The sequence below is a fragment of the Nostoc sp. genome, from assembly GCF_036919615.1.
Taxonomy (GTDB): Bacteria; Cyanobacteriota; Cyanobacteriia; order Cyanobacteriales; family Nostocaceae; genus Nostoc.
The window spans coordinates 49,392-67,132 of the sequence record NZ_JBALCN010000026.1 but is presented as its reverse complement, the minus strand read 5'-3'; the positions used below and the strand labels follow the sequence as shown (position 1 = coordinate 67,132).

Here is a 17,741-nt window from a genome sequence, read left to right as displayed (position 1 = left end):
TTTAATTGGAAGTCCCTAAAAGGATATTAAGCTGTTCTACCCCCTTTAAAAGGGTAGGGCTGTTTTGTTCCACAAGGGCAAGAAGTTTGTCAATATCATTAGAGAGAAATCTCTGAGTAATTGTGATGGAAGTATGACCATTTCGGCGAAGTATATTGAGAGCGAACGCTCTCAAAATTGAGAGATTTGCCGGAGCATTACCCAGACGGATTGTTGAATCGTCTTCTTTAAGAACTACATCTTTAACCCAATAAAGGCAATTTTCGATACTCCAATAACCGCGAATATCACAAGCAAATTCTTCTGCTGTGCCGATTAGGCTGCTTATGTAACAGACAATCTCATGGTATTGTTTACCTGCTCGTATTCCGACTCTTTCAACCCGAATTAAAGATTTAATTCCAATCCATTGTGGATTTATTCCATTCAAATCATGAAAGACTTCTCTGGTAAGTGTTGTAACTCGATTTCTCGTTTTTTCGGTAGCCACATAACGACTGGTTGGCTTCTGAAAAGCAGCAATGCGTTGAATATGGCGATGTAATTTTGGCTGATTCTTTTTAACAGCAATTACGTAATCGTTACCAACGTCTTTATCAATACTCCACGATGTCGTTTGAGGAAATCTCCCCACGCACGATAGCCAATATATCCACTCATGGTGCCCATTATTATAAGTAGTAATACTAACCAAAGTGGATGTCTTCAATCATCTAAAGTTCTGAAGTCTTCTACTTGCCGCAGCTGTTCAATCAGATTCGCACCCATGATTTTTTATCCCCTCAACACTTGCAATTTTACCTGTTTTAGGGAATAAAACAGCCCTGCCTTTTTAAGGGGGTTGGGGGATCTTCCGGTGCAAAATATCACTAACACACTAACACTAAGTACAGCATTTCATTAATTCGTAGCAAATAAAATTTGGCAATACCCTGCAATGCCAATGCGTTGGCTGACAATAAAAAACGCTACGCTTTTATGCAAAACTATATCAAGCGTATATAGCCTAATCAGTTGCACTTATCGTGTGCTGAAGGCACAGAAAATTGTATAATCAACACCCTATGAACCAAAAATTTCGTTTTCTATAGAGAATGACAGAAGTAATTAGATCCGGCAGCCTAAATAACATTGAGTCCATTGAGTTTGAACAGCAGTGCTTAGAAAAAGCCAGAGAAATAGGCGATTCTCCACAGGAAAGGCTTTGCCAACCCAATGAGGAAGTTATTTATTTAGGAAGTTTGGGCAATGCTTACCAGTCAAGAGGTGAGTACCACCTGGCAATTGAGTTTTATCAGCAGTGGTTGGATAAAGCTAGAGAAATAGGCGATCGCTTTGAGGAAGCCAAATCTTTATCTGGATTGGGCAACGCTTACCAATCACTGGGGAAATATCAGCGAGCGATTGAATTTTATCAGCAGTGGTTGAGTCTCACCAGGAAAATAGGCGATGCTGAAGGTGGGCAAAGCCAACGCACTGGGGAAGGCATTTGCTTGGGAAGTTTGGGCAATATTTATGAACACCTGGGCAAGTACGAGCAAGCAATTGAGTTTTATCAGCAGTGGTTGACTATAACCAAGAAAATAGGCGATTGGACTGGGGAATGCATTTGCCTGGGAAGTTTGGGCAATACTTATGAATCATTGGGGCAGTACCAACTGGCAATTCAGTTTTACCAGCAATGGTTAGAACTAGCAAGATTTATCCGTGATAGCAATGGGGAAGACATGGCCTTAAGTGGTTTGGGTAGTGCTTATCAGGCTCTGGGACAGTACCAAAAGGCAGTTGAGTTTCATCAGTATTCATTAAAGATCAGAAGGAATCTTGATGACCGAAATGGTGAAGCAAACGCCTGGTTTAATTTAGGTCTGGTGTTAGAAAAAATCAATCGAGAATCAGAAGCGATGGATGCTTTTTGCAATGCCCGCGACATATACCACGCAATGGGACTCGATGCAAGCCTGCAAGATTGTAACCATGCGATTGAGCTTCTTTCTCAAAATGTTCCAAGTGCAGCATCTGGTTTCAGGTTTGGCAGATGGTTAAGTCATTTGTCGCAGTTGATCAAAGCTGGTTCTAAACAGTAAGGTTTTAGGAAAAGTTGACATCAAGAGGACGGATATTTATTGAATACTGCAACTGAGTTCTTGCGATCAAAGGAAAACACAGAAAACGGGTCTTTTCGATTTCCCATCTCCATCCCAGGAGTGCCTACAGGCATTTGGGGAACAGATAAACCAACAATATTTGGCTTTTCTTGAAGCAGACGCTTGATGTCGTCTGCTGGGACGTGTCCTTCAATCACATATCCATTAACAATTGCTGTGTGACAAGATGACAAGTTATCCGGCACGTTGTACTTTTGTTTAACTGTTTCGATGTCAGGCGTGGGAAAGTCTGTGATTTTAAAACCCTGTGCCTTTAAGTGAGCAATCCACCCACCACAACAGTTACAATCGGGACTGTGATATACAGTGGCATTTAGCGCTGTTGATTTTAATGGTGTCTGTCGATCCTGAATGCGCCTAATGGTACTTACTAATTGAGCATTAGCTGCAACAGAACCAGGAAAAACAGCTTGAGCATGACTCATCGGAGCAGTGCTTCCCAAAATGCCTAACATCCCTGCTGTGAGACAAATCATTACTACTGCACGTACCAAGATAGAAAGTAACCATTTTTGCCAGCAATAAATAAATTGTTTGTACGACATCTGAGACTTCCTAAATACAACACTGCATAAATTTGTTGTAGCAAATTCTCTTCAAAAAGACTCTGCGTTCCTCTGCGTTTAAAAACACTATTGTAAGACAATGCCATTGCGAATAAGTATCGCTATGCTTACTTATTCGCAAAGCCAGGGGAGTGTCAATTGCGGTAGAAGTAATTGCAACAGTGCTAGGATGACAAACATAGGTATTTTGTAGCTTCTAAGTTATCCTTCTGGACAACAACTCTACTACATCAGCCCTCTGTTTTCATATTCTTGTTTTGTCAAAGGTACTGAACTATTAACCCATTTGCACCAGTTGTAGGACAACAGCAAGCTATAGAATTACTCACTCAGGCTGTCAGACAAAACCGAGTTGCTCCAGCCTATCTATTTGTGGGGCCAGATGGTGTAGGAAGAAGTTTAGCAGCCAGGTGTTTTGTGGAATTGCTATTTTCTAGTCACAAGGGAGTCACTGCGTCTTTACAAAACCGTTTACGTCAGGGGAATCACCCAGCTTTGTTATGGGTGCAACCAACGTACCAATACCAGGGACAACGATTGACAGCACTAGAAGCAGCGGAGAAAGGACTAAAGCGTAAGGCACCACCTGTAATTCGGCTAGAGCAAATTCGGGAAATTAGCGAGTTTCTAAGTCGGCCACCCTTGGAAGCACCGAGGAATGTGGTAGTGCTGGAAGAAGCCCAAACAATGGCAGAAGCCGCAGCGAATGCTTTACTTAAAACCTTAGAAGAACCGGGACAGGCGACGTTAATTTTAATTGCACCTACACCTGAGTCTGTTTTGCCAACTCTGGTGTCACGCTGTCAACGCATTCCTTTTTATCGCTTAGATGCACAGTCTTTAGCTGTTGTACTCACACAAATAGGCCATCAGGAAATTTTGCAAAATCAGGCAGTATTGAGCATAGCAGCTGGTAGTGCAGGAAGTGCGATCGCATGTTACGAGCAATTACAAGCTATTCCCCCTGAGTTACTTGAAGACCTGAAAAAAGCTCCTGCTTCCTACCGCAGAGCCTTGGAGTTAGCCAAGAAAATTGATAAAGATTTAGATACAGAAGCACAACTGTGGTTAGTTGATTATCTTCAGCAATTCTACTGGCAGCAGTGGCATCAACCTACTATCATCAACCAGCTAGAACAAGCTCGTAAATACTTACTTGCTTACGCTCAACCACGGCTAGTTTGGGAGTGTCTGCTTTTATCTGTATACCAAAAATAAAATTGTATTTACAAACTCTTGTAGAAAAACCTCAAACTCTTTAACAATATTAAATAATATTACTTAAGTAACCGGATATATTAGTACTAACGTATTATCAATAATAAGCTACGTAAAACGTCTCATAGAAAATGCGGCGAGTCTATCAATTTTGGATTTTGGATTTTGGATTTTGGATTGACCCCGTGCTCTTGGATGTAAGGCAAGCCGAATTTTGGATAATGGAATTGTTCCACCCACGCTTGGGCAGGGGATGAACCGAAATAATTTTTAATTCTTCAATTCTTTAATCTAAAATCTAAAATTGGCACAGTCAAAAGACATCGCCCCAAGACGCTGATATTTGCTCAATTGCCAAAGCTTCTCTTAAATAAAAGTCTTGCGGGAGATGACTAATAAAGATTGTCCGATTATTGTTTTTGAAGATTATATCCCTGACTCATGATCAAGTTACCGCAGACAATTCCAATTCTTCTTTTTGGGGCTATCTTGGCTGTGCTTTCCCCTCAACTTTGTACTGCTTTCACTGTTCAAGAGGTAGCTAGCCTTGCCCAAGCATCAAGCGATTTGCCAGTGGTCAAATCAGCAGGACTGTCCCCCGATATGGATGTGCCCTGGTCGAAACCCGTAAGAATCGTTGACCCTTTTGAAGGGCAGTTTCTTGGGGTTTTTGACCGTAACTCCTTAGGTGGCTATTTGTACCGTGAGGATTCAAAGCAAGTTATTAGTTTGTGGACTCCTTCGAGCATTCGAGTCCTCGTAACAGTAAATTTGGATCAGGCAAGCTCTTCTTTCTACACCGCAGGTCGTGTATATCCCAGAGGTGACTATCATAGGTTTGTTACTACCAAGAAAGTCGATAAACTTTTGCTTAAGGTTAGGGAAAAGATTTTTCAATTAGACGGTTCAACCGGCACGTTTGCTGTCAGTCAAGAATTAGCCACTGCTTTGAAAAATGCTCCAGATGAAAACTTAGACATCAGACTAGTCTTGGAAGGAGGTCAAACTGTTGATAGCGAAATTGGCAAAGAGACGGTGAAATCTTGGCGAAAGATTTATTAAGCGATGTCTAAGGGCAGGCTACTTATTGGGCATTTTTAACCCAAATCTTATTTATTAATAAGAGATGAAAAAATTTCTCTTTGCTCATATGGATTTAGGAAGAACGAACATTGTTAGAAGCAAGTCTGATTAATTCTTCAACATTGTTTGAGATTGTATTGCAAATTGTATTTAAAGGCAAGTCATTAGGATCAAACCCGAAAGGTTCCTCAATTTCTGAGCCAATTTGTTCAATACTTAATAATGTAAAACTTACAAAAGCCATTACTATACCAGTCCACCAACTCAAAAAGCTAACAATTTCCGAAGGTAATATTAGACAAAAAATTAATAACAGTTGTCTGAGTTTAATAGTATATATCAAAGGCAGTGGTGTTTTTAAAATGCGTTCGCAACCACCTAAAATATCTACTAAATCATCTACGCAGTTATGTAAAGTAGTCAGTTGATAGACATTTAGACAATTCCGGTCATGCTGATACTGCAAATAATCTCCTATCCAGTAAGCAATTTGTAGTGGAGAATAATTAGTATCTTGGAGCTGTAAATATTGTTTTTCAGACATTAAGGATGCTAACTGAGTGTCTAATGGTACTGATCTTAAATGTAATTTCATTGCAACTGCAAAAGCAGTTACTAACCGAAGTATTGCCTCTTTTTCTCCTCTATCTTGCAGTGTCTTCTCTTTAACTATTATCTAAATTCCCCGAGTTAAGTTACGAGATGTATTAATTAAAGCTCCCCATAGTTGACGACCTTCCCAAAATCTATCATGGGCTGTATTTGTCCGAAAAACTAATAGTAATGTAAAACCAATATTAAAACTTAAAACAGCATTAGTAAGAATGCTATTGGAGTTTAAAAATGCTATTGGTAATCCTAAATAATAGAGAAATGATATTAAAACTCCATATGCAGTACAAAAAAGTACCCAAGGAAGAATGATAGAAATAATTGACCTTTCAAGCCGAAGAGTTACTTGAAGCCAGTTCAATTTTTCGCCTTTGTAAAGATAATACTTTTCTATTAAAGAGTTTTTGGAATTCTTTTTAAAATAGTTAAGTTGTTTCATATTGGTAAGGTTTGAAATTACATCAATTAGCAAATTAACTTTTTTAACTAAAGTTATCTTACTTAAACAATATAGGTGCAAGATGTAGGTTTTTACATAGTGACCGTCGTGTAACTATAATCAACATAAATTCTAGTTTTAACATTGAAATTTATTTCTGTGAAACCTCTTTAGGTAGGAAAACTCATGACTGTTTTTTAATTCTTCACCCTAAACTTGGTTTTCTGCTTATATTGCTTAAAATTAGGGTATTTCACTGTTTAATGAGATAATTAGGCAAAATCTAGATTTATTTCCCGGAAATATTTACTTTTTCTCACTGACAGGGCAGAAAATAAGGAAATATGCTAACAATTGTTATGTCTAAAATTTTTCAAAACTAGAGTGCTGACGATTCAGTTGTTAATTTATGCTTTATTTGTTTTGAGCTTGAGAGCGCACAACTTCAAACAATAATTAAGTCCATACGTTCATCCTTGATTGTTGCTACCTTTGTTCAAGAACTTAGAACCTTTCGGACAAAAGTTTTTGCTGCAATCAGCGCAGCTTCTGTAGGAATTATTAATAGGACGGGTGTTGTCTGAAAGGGTAACAGATTTCATTAGAGTCTAAAGACACTTAAAAGCTGAAATTATAAGAAATAAGATTCAGTGCTGGCAAGAGTTCTATTGAAGATTTAGCAAAAGCTTTTGCAGAAGCAGAATCGATGAGAGGAGATGTAGAAATTAAGATACCAGATTCATCGAATTCATAACAATGTATTTAATCACCAGATAAATAGATATGGTAATGACTGTAGGGGCGTACATGTATCATTGGTGTCAACTTAAGCTAAAACTCCTTTAAAACCTCCTTCCCAGCCAGAGGCAAGAAATGCTTATCCTGACGGCTCTGCCGCTAGTCTTGAGGCGGCAGCCCCTAATTAGGCGTTCCCAGTCTCCGACTGAGAACGAGACACGAGACAATCTCTAAAAACTGGTTCGAGGCTGGCTTTCACCTAAAGTTGACACCAATGTACAGGTGTACACCCCTAACTATGTATATGTATCAGCTATTTTGTTAAACGTTATAATTAGGCAAATATGATATAACGCAATGTGCAACTTAGAGTTGATCATTGCAATATTTTGGTGCGTGCAAAAGTTGCCCAGAGAAGAACTTTTATAATTTCTGCCCTGCGTAAATCGATCGCACTTCGCCATTACGCCGAATGACAGCTTCGCCATTACTAACATCTACTAGTGTCCAACCGCTTGAGCCGATACCTTCACCCATATTTATCCGGCGAGTCACGCCATCAATTTTAAATAAAGCAGCAGATTTGTTGCCTAACTCTAGCAACCCCTCTAAGGTATTACTAGGAGCATCTGCGATCGCAGTTGGCGGATATACTTGTTCCTGGGTAATAGTTGGTTCTGATGGTTCGAGTGCTGCACGTAATGGAACTACTGGTAATGCAGGCAGAGGGTTGGGTGTTTGCCGCACGGTAATAGGTGCAGTTTTCGCAGCCACAGGTTGGAGTTCTGCTCGTACAGCCGCAGCTAACATGTTGACGGTTACAGGCTTGCCAGCTTGTCGCACTGTATTCAGGGCAGTTTTCACAACATTAGGTTGAGAACCCTGCAACATACTCGCAACTTGTGGTAAAAGTCTGGGAGTACCAGGAATAGCCGGGAGCGCGTAGCGCATTGGCGACGGCGCTCGATAAACCGGAACGTAGATGCGCTCAATAACGCTTCCAGAACGGTTAGGAGCTGGTAGTGTATTGTTAGCTAGAAGTGGAAGTGCTGGTAGATTACCAATTGTTTGCTCAGGAGCAAGGGCTATTTGGTTAGTATTTGTCTGACTGAAGAATCGCGGGCTGAGAGATTTTTGATTGCTTTTTGCTCCTTGCTTATCTATAACTGCCAGCGCTTCGAGCATGTAGTCAACTAACTCTGCCTCAATTTCTGTTTTTCCAGGCAACTGTAACTGCGATTGCGGCACTAGAAGAGCTGACTCAGGCAATTTGGTATTTAAAAGATATATGACTCCAGACTGTACCAGGTAAATAATACCAGCGATCGCCACGCCTAAAGTTGTTCCCACAATCAGCAGTTTGCCCAAAGTACGACTACTTTTCTGACGCTTTCTACTAACTGGTTTAACGGTGGCGGAGTCAAACACAACGGTATTCAATTGCCTGTGGTTATCTTGAGCAACTGACTGTACTGGTTGGTTCAGTGTGTTCGGTAAGATAATCTGCGGTATCGTAACTGTTTGCAGCACGTTTTCTGGAGGCGACTGGCGTTGAGATTGGGGGGAAACCCCAGCAACAGATTGCGATTTGTTCTGACTACTGTGCCTAACGGTCTGATAAGGCAGATTACTACTAACATCGAGAATGTAGTCGATATCAGCAAAGAGTTCATCCATTAGGCCATCAGCATAGTTTTCTATCAACCAAGGCTCGTTGGCGATTAGGTCTTCTGATGGTTCCGGTACTATGAGACGGGTGCTGGCTTCTTGTAACATAGACGTTCTCTCTTTGTTGCTAGGACGGGAAAACGCCGCCCCTACTGCCTGGAAATCAGGATTATTAATGAAACATCCAATCCCCCGCCCTATTGAGACGAGTTGATTGAGCGTTGGTATTAAACTCAACTTTCATCTAGGAATTGTTAATGATGGCATTACTAATATTTATGTCATCTATCATACCAATCTCCCTCCCTACTACTATACTCAGTCTTTATCAAGTTTATGTTAAGCTAACGCTGGAAACTCCCACTGGCTCTTAGCTCTACGCAATTCTAGATATAATAATAAGGCGTTAATATCCGCTGGGTTTACACCACCTATACGTGCAGCTTGACCAAGAGTGAGTGGTTTTACGTGAGTCAGCTTTTCCCGTGCCTCTTTAGAAAGAGTATCAATTGTTGTGTAATCTAAATCCCCAGGTAAGTGGCGGTGCGCTTGGCGGGCAATTTGGTCAATCTGATTTTGTTGCCTAGCGAGATAGCCAGAATACTTGATATCAATTTCTGCGCCTTCTTTCTCGGCACGGTTGAGGTTGGGGTTACCCAGTCCGAACCTGTCGAGGTCAACGTAATGGAATCCCGGACGCCGCAGCAAGTCATTCAGGGTAATTGAACCTTTGATTGCTTGCTGGGTATTAGATGCAATCGCTATGCCCATTTCATCATGTTCTTTGACTCGTGTGGCTTGCAATCTTTGTTTTTCTGTGGTAATATTGGCTTGTTTTTGGGTAAATAGATCCCAGCGGCGATCGTCGATTAAACCAATTTCTCGTCCCAAGGGTGTCAAGCGTTGGTCGGCATTGTCAGAACGTAATATCAATCGGTACTCTGACCTACTGGTAAGCATCCGGTAAGGTTCCCGCAGGTCTTTGGTACACAGGTCATCAATTAGGGTTCCAATGTAACTTTGTTCACGGGCAAAGACAATCATTTCTTGAGAGCGAACAAATCGAGCTGCGTTAATTCCCGCTACAAGCCCTTGGGCAGCAGCTTCTTCATAACCAGTGGTGCCGTTAATCTGCCCAGCACAAAACAGCCCAGCAATCTTCTTGGTCATCAGTGTGGGGTAACACTGAGTTGCAGGTAAATAGTCATATTCCACAGCATACGCCGGACGCAGCATCACACATTTTTCCAAACCGGGGAGAGTCCGCAACATATGCAGTTGCAAATTTTCTGGTAACCCTGTGGAAAACCCTTGGATATAAAGTTCGGGTATATCCCTTCCTTCTGGTTCAATAAAGATTTGATGGCTTTCCTTATCGGCAAAGCGCACAATTTTATCTTCAATACTGGGACAATAACGCGGCCCTTTGGCTTCCACCCAACCGCCATAAACTGGCGATAGGTGCAAATTATCCTGAATCAGGCGATGGGTTTCGGCGGTTGTGCGGGTGATATAGCAAGGCATTTGTTCGCGTTCTACCCACACATCTGGGTCAAAACTGAACCAGCGCACATCTTCATCCCCTGGCTGGATTAGCATTTTACTATAATCCACCGATCGCTTGTCTACCCGGGCTGGAGTTCCAGTTTTAAGTCTTCCGGTTTCAAATCCCAGCCGATTCAGGGTTTGTGTCAATCCTTCAGCCGCAAATTCCCCAGCCCGTCCGGCTGGCATTGATTTGTTACCAACCCAAATTTTACCTCCCAGGAAAGTGCCAGTTGTTAAGATGACTGCTTTACATTGGAACCCTACGCCAAAATAAGTTTCAACGCCGATGATTTCATCGTTAGCGCCCAGCACCAAATCTGTTGCCATACTTTCGCGGATTGTCAAGTTTTCTTGGTTCTCAACAATATTTTTCATCACCGCTGCATATTCGCGCTTGTCCGTCTGGGCGCGTAATGCCCAAACAGCAGGCCCCCGTGAAGAATTGAGGACACGTTTTTGCAGGTAGGTGCGATCTGCTACTTTACCAATTTCTCCGCCGAGTGCATCTACCTCATGGGTCACCTGGGATTTGGCCGGGCCACCTACTGCTGGGTTACAAGGTTGCCAAGCGATTTTATCCAAGTTGAGCGTCAATAGCAGGGTACGACAACCGAGGCGTGCAGAGGCAAGAGCTGCTTCGCAACCGGAGTGACCTGCACCGACGACTATGACATCAAAAGCGTCTTGGAATTCAACGGAATTGTGCATGGTCATACTTACAGGATCAGCAAGCTTAGAGTTCTTTTCAATTTTAACTGTTCCAGTGGTTTCATGGATGTAACTTTCTGATAAAAAAGTTATCAAATTTACTAATACTCAATTAAAAACAAATTTTTATTTTTCAACTGGAGTATTAAGTTAAAAATATAATCTTTTTTAAGAATCGTAGCAATGTTCCGATTTATTTATCACACATATTTTTCATATGGTTAGTCATAAACACAACTTGATTTATTACAGATATATATTAGATATCTTGCATAAGTTATATAGAAGCATATATCAATATCAATGAATTATCTGTGTTTATCTCTATCATCTCTGGTTTGAACTTCATCAATAAAACAATCTGCTTGGTGTTAGTGATATTTTGCCCCAGAAGATCCCCTCAACTACCCTTAAAAGAGGGTTAATTACCACATTTGTAAGGAGGGTTAGGGAGGATAAAGCCTTAATCCAAACGGATTGAACAATAACATACTTTGGCAAAAAGCCGATTACTTTTATTCTGAAATAAACTAAGTAATTATTTAAAATGAAACTGCCCCTTATGAAGAAAAAAAATCTTACTAGAGTTATCAGAAAGGCAACTTTCATCAGTATAGTTATCTTGATGATTTTTGTCTTAGTAGCTAGTAATGAGATTACCCACAACCAATTAGCTAGAACTGCCCAACCATTAAACGGATGCTTGAGTACTGATTCATTACCTTGTAGAGATACCTCTAAAGAGACAATATCAGAACCATTTCTTCCCAACCCAGAATTAAATGAGCAACAGCGTTTTTTATCTGCGATCGCTAGGAAGTTACCTACAATTCCCCAGCCTGGTACTTATGAATATACTTTGCTGCGAACATATGGTGCAGTCTTTGTAAATCAAGATGTTGGGATTAAACTGCCACAAAAAGATATCTTTGCAAATGAACAAGAAACCAAAGAGTTTCAAGCTACTTTAATAATGGGTCATGTTGATGGCACTAACGATTGTTACTTACAAAAATCGGCGGCTGATGCTTTAAATAAAGCAAGAATCCAACAACATATTCCGCTGAAATCTGGTTATGGTTCTGGTGATTGTACTCGCACTTTTAATACGAATTTAATATTTTGGCACAAATATGCTAACAATCAAATTTTGGCAAAAGTTCAACAAGGCAGAGAAACAAAAATTCTCGGTTTGGTTGCACCTCCTGGAACTTCACAACATCTCTGGGGATTAGCAATTGATTTACGCATATCTAATCAAGAACAGAGAAAAGCTCTTAATCAAAATGGTTGGTTTCAAACTGTAGAAAACGATGTTCCACATTGGACTTATGTAGGTTTATCTGAAGAGAATTTACCTCTGTTTGGTTTTAAAAAACAAGCTATCCGGGGCATTAATTATTGGCTGACACCACTATAATTGTTAGATAGCATGAAAACTTGGGAATACTAATCTTAAGTGTGTATTATCAGGGATTTAGCTATGCCAAACGAAGCTGCTAACCAGGAGCAAACCTTCCTGATAGATTTATTAAAAGCAACTTATCAGAATCAGGAAATATATCCAATTCTGCAACATAACTTAAGCAAACTAAATAATAACTTAGCTTTAATTTTGCGAAAATGGGTAAGCGATCGCTTTGTTCAAGAACCTGCCAAGGCTATTAATATAGCCAGAGTCATTGTTAAACTGAGTACAATTATTCAAAAGTTTGAACAAGGAAACCTTGCGAGTAATTTGGAAATTGCGATCGCTGGTTATGAAACAGTTTTACAGGTGTGTACCCGTGAGACTTTTCCCCAAGAATGGGATATTGTCCAACAAGCTTTGGTAACAGCTTATCAGCAACGCCAACATCTTCTTTCTAAAAGCATTGGAGAACTGCGGGAGCAGACTATCCAAACCCAGACTAAAATCAATACATTAACTGAGCATTTACAAGAAGAATTACAACAGGCAAAGCTGCAAATCAATGATTTTAAAACAGTAATTACACAGTTAAAACAGGAAGAAGATAATTCTGAATCAAGGATAGAGATAATATCTTTAATAGCTGAGTTTGAAGAGTTAAAGCAGCGTCAGTTTCGTGTAGAGCAGTTTACTACCACAACTAACGTTTCAGCTAAAACTGAGCAGTTTAATACAGCTATTTTCTATGATATTGAAAACTTAACAATGGGTAGAAGCAAACCCAACTTAAATTTTTCTCTGAAACAAATTCAAACAAATATAGAAAACACTAGCCTAGTTAATAAAATTGCTATTCAATGTGCCTATGCTGACTGGAGTGATTCTCGATTAAGACTGCTCAAGAATGAGATTCAAGAACTTGGCATTGAAGCAATTCAAATTTTTGATTATAGTCACAAACGGAATGCAGCAGACATGCAACTAGCCATTGATGTCATGGAATTAGCCCAGAGTCGTTCTACACTGCAAGTTTTCGTTATTGTATCAGGTGATGGTGCATTTGCCGCTTTAGCTAAAAAGCTCCATGAATATGGAAAGACTGTAATTGGATGTGCTTACGAAGCACAAATTAATCGTATTTTTAAGTCTGTTTGCGATCGCTTTATACTTATACCTGCTGCCCAAGCAAAAATAGAGGATATTCCCATTAATGAAGTAACTATCGAGAGTCCATTAAATGACGATATTTTAGTAGTAACTAAGAAAGTTTTGCAGGAATTGAAGCAGGATTTTGAGCAATTAAGTCAGCTTAAAAAAGGTGGTATTCATCTGCCTCAAATTCACAAGATATTGATAAAGGAAATCCCAGCCTTTGACCAAAAAAGAAAAGAGCATGGTGAAAAATTGACAACTTTTTTGAAGAAAGTCCTTGAAGGAACAGATATTTATCTATTGATTGACAACAATAAATTAATTTTGAGTGAAATGTTAACCATCGCCTCTAATAGCTCATCAAATAAAAGTTTGAAAGGTCTAACTGACTCTAGCAATAATTTTAAAGAGATTGTTATAGCTGGGAAACCTTAAGTTAGTTCTAATACCGTCGTTTAGCTTGCGGGTGCAGACAATGATATATGGGCTTGTCTTAAACAATTTAATCTTCGCAGGCGATCGCTATTAACCTGTTCACTTCAAAGTACTTTCAGTAAAAAGAATAAAAAAAGAGTTAAAGGACAAAGATCAAAAGGGATTTTTATCTTTTTAACTTTACCCTTCAACCTGATTCTGCAATAACTTTAATGTCTTTTTGTGGAAGACTAAATCAGACTTTTGCTAGGTCGTAGATATACAGTACCGTAGACTCCAAAATGTGGTCAAACATCGTAATCTAGATGCAATCAAATTGCTCCTCTAATTTTAGCAAAATATTAATTAGAAAGTGGATTTAGTATTACTTCACTTCACTGGGTTCAAACTTAGTCACTTTACCTTTCTTAATCGCTACAATCACATCGTAGTGCGAACAGTAAGCGAATGTGATATCATTGGCTTTGTTATAAAGGTTAACTACGTGACCTGCGCCACCTACCTGAATACCGATTGGCTCCAAGTCACCAAAAAAGAAACGACGTAGTTGATCACCACTACCAATCTGACCCTTACTCTTAGTAAGCAAGTCTAGTTTTTGTGCTACAGACATCTCTTCGGCTGCTGACGCCTGCACTAATGACGGATTGATCACCTTTAATGGTGCGTCCCAAACTGTGAAAAAACCAACCAAAGCAATACTTGTAAGTAGGGGTGCAAGTTTCATTTGTTACTCTCTTCTTTGTTTTATCCTGAACATCCCAAGCATCTCAGGTAGGAGTGAGAGCCTATTGAAACTAAGCCACTATTTTCATGAATTTATCCTTTGAGAAAATTTAGTTGATTCTCAGCGCTTTCTCAGGCAATGATGGTGGCTCAAAGTCACAGCATAATTTAAGTATTTTCTCAACAAAACCTCATTCAGAACTGGTGACGGCAACTTAATATAATGAGCAATGCTTTTATTGCAGTAGTGTTATTGTGACTAGACCCAAAAGACCACATCGCCTAATCCATAGAATTTCTGGACAAACATATCTTTGGCTAGCAATGGTAATTTTTGCAGCATCTAGCGCAGTTACCCGGAAGCTAACAGAAATTGGTGCTCAACACTTCATAGGCGCTCGCAATCCAATTTCTTTTTGTAATGTTTTATTCGTGGGAAACCTTTGCGCCTTGATACTTCTGATCCTAATCTATGGGCGACAGTGGAACAAAGCTACTTTGAAGCAACTTTCAAGTCAGGATTGGGTCAGTCTAACAGCACTAGCTATTTTATCGGGAGCATTGGCCCCTGGCTTAATTTTCCAGGCACTCGCACTCACAGGAGTGAACAATGTCATCTTGGTGGGACGCTTGGAACCGCCTCTAACTCTGGCTTTATCAGTCTGGTTATTGAGGGAACAGGTAAATATTTGGCAATTTATTGGAGCGATCGCAGCGTTTATCGGTGTTATCCTAACTATCATCCTTCAGCCCCCAACAGAAGCCATAATGAACATGGGAGGTTTCAGTTTAGGTATAGGGGAACTTTTGGCAGCAGTAGGATCTGTGGCTGTAGCTGCTTCTACGATTATTGGCAAGAAATACCTTTCGCAGATACCTTTGGGAATCTATAGCATCTTTCGGACTGCATTAGGAACCGTAATCTTTTTCCTTATTGCTTTAGTCGTTTATGGCAGGGATCATTTTGCTGATGTCCTCTCACCGTTCTTGTGGCAATGGATGTTTTTGTATGGTGGGTTGATTGTGGTAGTAGGTCAGTCTTTTTGGATTAAAGGCTTAAAAACTTCCACTGTATCTATGGCTTCCTTAGTTAACTCGTTTAGCCCAATTGTGGGCATCCTAGCAGCTTATTTAATTTTAGGTGAAGCTCCTACCCTACCTCAATATATTGGTGGTAGCTTGATTTTAGTAGGTTTATTCTTGAGCCAAGTTGGTATTTGGCGTCAGACTTCTAGGATTGCGTCTGGCAAGGTGAGTTCTACTCAAGTGCAGCAACAGGTAGAAACTGGTATGGGATTCAAGGGGATTTGAAGGAGGCGGAAGAATTTTAGATTTTGGACTTCGGCTTCTCTACGAGACGCTCTTGCGTTCGCTCAGTCGAATAATTTTGGATTGAACAATCTAAACATTAGACCTCTTGCAAAAGTCCCTAACACCCCACCCCCAACCCCTCCCCGCAAGCGAGGAGGGGAGCGTTTGCGTGAGCAAATGCGGGGAGGGGTTTTTTATTTTTGATTTATGCAAGAGGTCTATTGCAAATCCAAAATTGCAGGGGCAGGGGATAGAAGGGAAGAAAGCTTATGTCCTAAGCCTTTGCGTTATTTCTAACTGTACAGCTATTATTGGCTTGCGTTACTATTATGTCAAAATGAAAATACCCGATACCTCAAGGTGAGCGATCGCTCCCAAAGCTAGATTAAAGGATTGACCTGAGCAATGGCAGACGAAACCAATCACAATCAAGCGGGAGAAGTAGCTCCCAGCACTGTTGACAAGCAAGCTCCCAGTGTGGCTGAAGAACACGCTCCTAGTACAGATTCACCCGAAGTCACAGATATTCCTACTGCCAACGCGCCAGATCCTAAAGCTGCAAACCCCGAAGATAACCCCAATGCTGCTAAACCAGCTGCTGTACCACCCAAGCGAGAAAAACCCGCAGCCGCAGTTAAAGCCGCAACAGGAGAAAAACCCGCAGCCGCAGCTAAAGCCGCAACAGGCGAAAAACCCGCAGAAACAGGAGAAAAACCAGCCGCCGCAGCTAAAGCCGCAACAGGCGAAAAACCCGCAGAAACAGGAGAAAAACCAGCCGCCGCAGCGAAAGCTGCGAAAAAGGAAAAAGCCCCAGATGTTGAAGATAAGCCATTTGTAGAGTTCATCGAGCAAAACTACTTGCCAGCCTTAGAAAAAGCGATCGCTCAAAAAGGCGTACAAGATTTACAGGTGTCTTTTGCCAAGCAGAAAGTGCCAATCACTGGCTTTGAATCCGCCGAAGAATGCTGGCAAATTATCGGCAGTTGGAAAGAAACGGGTCGGCGTCAGTTCAACCTGTATTTCCCCGAAGAAGATATTCAAGGGAAAAAGGGATTTTCCTGTAATGAAGGCAAAAAACCTAGCACTCTTGAGTCATTCTTAATCGATGAGCGTAGAGTTACACTCGATTTGTTGGTATTTGGCTTAGTTCAGCGCTTGGACGGTCAAAAGTGGTTAGGTATAAATTAGTCATTGGTTATTAGTCATTGTCTTTGGTTTTTGACAAAAACAAATGACTAATGACAGTTGTTTAAAGTTCGTGGAAATGGTAGATAACGGCTCCAGTATTGGGGTCGTTATCAATTTTCACATAACCTGATTTATACATTTCATTGAGAGTAGTTTCCACTTCAGCAAAGCTGGCTCCGGTGAATTTTACGCCTTGAGTGACGGTTAAAATACCACCTTTGCTTTCCGCCGCTTCGATTAGTTTAATCATGAGTTGGTTACCAGTTGGCCGATGAACTTGAGAGGCAACCACTGCTTGATTTAACGGTACACCCAAGGGAGATACACCTGCTTTTAGTCTCAGCTTGTATTCGTATTCGTCAACCATACCGGGCATGAGAAGCAGATCCACGGTCTGCCCTATGTAAAACAAACCAAAAGTACACAGCCACAACAAACCCGTCCCTATTTTGCCATTGTATAAGCGGTGTAGCCCTCCCACCCCGAAAAATCCGACTGCACATAAAATGTAAGAGACAAGAAGTCGGTCTTTATGCTTATTGTTTTCAAGATTCATCTTGTTTTCAACTCTTTGGATTTACTCTTGTTATTTAAAATAGCTTTTATACCAAGTATAAACAATTAGACTTACATTTTGTACCTGGCAATTTTTGTAGGTGGGTACTACTGTCTGGTCTAACTATGATTTGAGGTTGTAGGCAGTGTCCAACCTAAAGTTATTGATCAGAGTGCAAGATATCACTAAATTAATTAAATAATTTCAGTAATTG

Annotated in this window: 13 protein-coding genes and 1 pseudogene; 7 read left to right on the top strand and 7 right to left on the bottom strand. The window is 40.5% G+C overall.

Annotation, left to right across the window (positions count from 1 at the left end; translation table 11 throughout):
* Position 1: 1 nt before the first annotated feature.
* A complete protein-coding gene (locus tag V7K48_RS09340; protein WP_335071713.1) occupies positions 2–634 on the bottom strand; it encodes an ISAs1 family transposase in 633 nt (210 codons plus the stop codon).
* Positions 635–1,094: 460 nt separating this feature from the next.
* Here V7K48_RS09340 and V7K48_RS09335 point away from each other — a divergent pair, with 460 nt between their 5' ends.
* A complete protein-coding gene (locus V7K48_RS09335) occupies positions 1,095–2,087 on the top strand; it encodes a tetratricopeptide repeat protein (protein ID WP_335071711.1) in 993 nt (330 codons plus the stop codon).
* Positions 2,088–2,107: 20 nt separating this feature from the next.
* On the opposite strand, the gene V7K48_RS09330 is transcribed toward V7K48_RS09335, so the two are convergent.
* Positions 2,108–2,713, bottom strand: coding sequence for a DUF411 domain-containing protein (locus V7K48_RS09330; RefSeq protein ID WP_335071709.1), 606 nt, complete (start codon positions 2,711–2,713; stop codon positions 2,108–2,110).
* Between the two features lie 297 nt (positions 2,714–3,010).
* Between V7K48_RS09330 and V7K48_RS09325 the strand changes: the two genes are divergently transcribed.
* Positions 3,011–3,952, top strand: a complete 942-nt coding sequence (locus tag V7K48_RS09325; RefSeq protein WP_335071800.1) for a DNA polymerase III subunit delta' — start codon at positions 3,011–3,013, stop codon at positions 3,950–3,952.
* Between the two features lie 441 nt (positions 3,953–4,393).
* A complete protein-coding gene (locus tag V7K48_RS09320) occupies positions 4,394–5,014 on the top strand; it encodes a hypothetical protein (protein WP_335071707.1) in 621 nt (206 codons plus the stop codon).
* Between the two features lie 94 nt (positions 5,015–5,108).
* Here V7K48_RS09320 and V7K48_RS09315 read toward each other — a convergent pair.
* The 3 genes and pseudogenes from V7K48_RS09315 to mnmG all read right to left on the bottom strand — a co-directional run bounded on the left by V7K48_RS09315 (position 5,109) and on the right by mnmG (position 10,754).
* Positions 5,109–6,086, bottom strand: a pseudogene (locus V7K48_RS09315) (bestrophin family protein).
* Between the two features lie 1,161 nt (positions 6,087–7,247).
* Entirely contained in the window at positions 7,248–8,600 is a 1,353-nt protein-coding gene (locus V7K48_RS09310) for a hypothetical protein (protein WP_335071705.1), read from the bottom strand.
* Positions 8,601–8,831: 231 nt separating this feature from the next.
* Positions 8,832–10,754 carry a tRNA uridine-5-carboxymethylaminomethyl(34) synthesis enzyme MnmG gene (gene mnmG / locus V7K48_RS09305; protein ID WP_335071798.1) on the bottom strand — a complete coding sequence of 641 codons (1,923 nt, stop codon included), beginning with the start codon at positions 10,752–10,754 and terminating at the stop codon, positions 8,832–8,834.
* A 541-nt stretch (positions 10,755–11,295) separates the two neighbouring features.
* On the opposite strand from mnmG, the gene V7K48_RS09300 reads away from it, so the two are divergent.
* Positions 11,296–12,168 (top strand): D-alanyl-D-alanine carboxypeptidase family protein, encoded by an 873-nt coding sequence (locus V7K48_RS09300; protein WP_335071703.1) that lies wholly within the window; start codon positions 11,296–11,298, stop codon positions 12,166–12,168.
* A gap of 63 nt (positions 12,169–12,231) precedes the next feature.
* On the top strand, positions 12,232–13,746 hold the full coding sequence (locus tag V7K48_RS09295) for an NYN domain-containing protein (protein ID WP_335071701.1): 1,515 nt from the start codon (positions 12,232–12,234) through the stop codon (positions 13,744–13,746).
* Positions 13,747–14,110: 364 nt separating this feature from the next.
* On the opposite strand, the gene V7K48_RS09290 is transcribed toward V7K48_RS09295, so the two are convergent.
* Positions 14,111–14,473 (bottom strand): hypothetical protein, encoded by a 363-nt coding sequence (locus V7K48_RS09290; RefSeq protein WP_335071699.1) that lies wholly within the window; start codon positions 14,471–14,473, stop codon positions 14,111–14,113.
* A 254-nt stretch (positions 14,474–14,727) separates the two neighbouring features.
* Here V7K48_RS09290 and V7K48_RS09285 point away from each other — a divergent pair, with 254 nt between their 5' ends.
* Both V7K48_RS09285 and V7K48_RS09280 read left to right on the top strand, forming a co-directional pair.
* Entirely contained in the window at positions 14,728–15,783 is a 1,056-nt protein-coding gene (locus V7K48_RS09285) for a DMT family transporter (RefSeq protein WP_335071697.1), read from the top strand.
* Between the two features lie 405 nt (positions 15,784–16,188).
* Positions 16,189–16,971: a DUF2996 domain-containing protein gene (locus V7K48_RS09280; RefSeq protein WP_335071695.1), complete on the top strand. Its 783-nt coding sequence runs from the start codon at positions 16,189–16,191 to the stop codon at positions 16,969–16,971.
* Between the two features lie 61 nt (positions 16,972–17,032).
* Here the strand turns inward: V7K48_RS09280 and V7K48_RS09275 are convergent, their stop codons facing one another.
* Positions 17,033–17,527 (bottom strand): TM2 domain-containing protein, encoded by a 495-nt coding sequence (locus V7K48_RS09275; RefSeq protein ID WP_335071693.1) that lies wholly within the window; start codon positions 17,525–17,527, stop codon positions 17,033–17,035.
* Between the last annotated feature and the right edge of the window lie 214 nt (positions 17,528–17,741).

Excerpts from the sequence above, each read along its gene's own strand:
- V7K48_RS09300 (WP_335071703.1), top strand. The coding sequence starts at position 11,296 with ATGAAACTGCCCCTTATGAAGAAAAAAAATCTTACTAGAGTTATCAGA.
- V7K48_RS09335 (WP_335071711.1), top strand. The coding sequence starts at position 1,095 with ATGACAGAAGTAATTAGATCCGGCAGCCTAAATAACATTGAGTCCATT.
- V7K48_RS09320 (WP_335071707.1), top strand. The coding sequence starts at position 4,394 with ATGATCAAGTTACCGCAGACAATTCCAATTCTTCTTTTTGGGGCTATC.
- mnmG (WP_335071798.1), bottom strand. The coding sequence starts at position 10,754 with ATGACCATGCACAATTCCGTTGAATTCCAAGACGCTTTTGATGTCATA.
- V7K48_RS09275 (WP_335071693.1), bottom strand. The coding sequence starts at position 17,527 with ATGAATCTTGAAAACAATAAGCATAAAGACCGACTTCTTGTCTCTTAC.
- V7K48_RS09280 (WP_335071695.1), top strand. The coding sequence starts at position 16,189 with ATGGCAGACGAAACCAATCACAATCAAGCGGGAGAAGTAGCTCCCAGC.
- V7K48_RS09295 (WP_335071701.1), top strand. The coding sequence starts at position 12,232 with ATGCCAAACGAAGCTGCTAACCAGGAGCAAACCTTCCTGATAGATTTA.
- V7K48_RS09290 (WP_335071699.1), bottom strand. The coding sequence starts at position 14,473 with ATGAAACTTGCACCCCTACTTACAAGTATTGCTTTGGTTGGTTTTTTC.
- V7K48_RS09330 (WP_335071709.1), bottom strand. The coding sequence starts at position 2,713 with ATGTCGTACAAACAATTTATTTATTGCTGGCAAAAATGGTTACTTTCT.
- V7K48_RS09310 (WP_335071705.1), bottom strand. The coding sequence starts at position 8,600 with ATGTTACAAGAAGCCAGCACCCGTCTCATAGTACCGGAACCATCAGAA.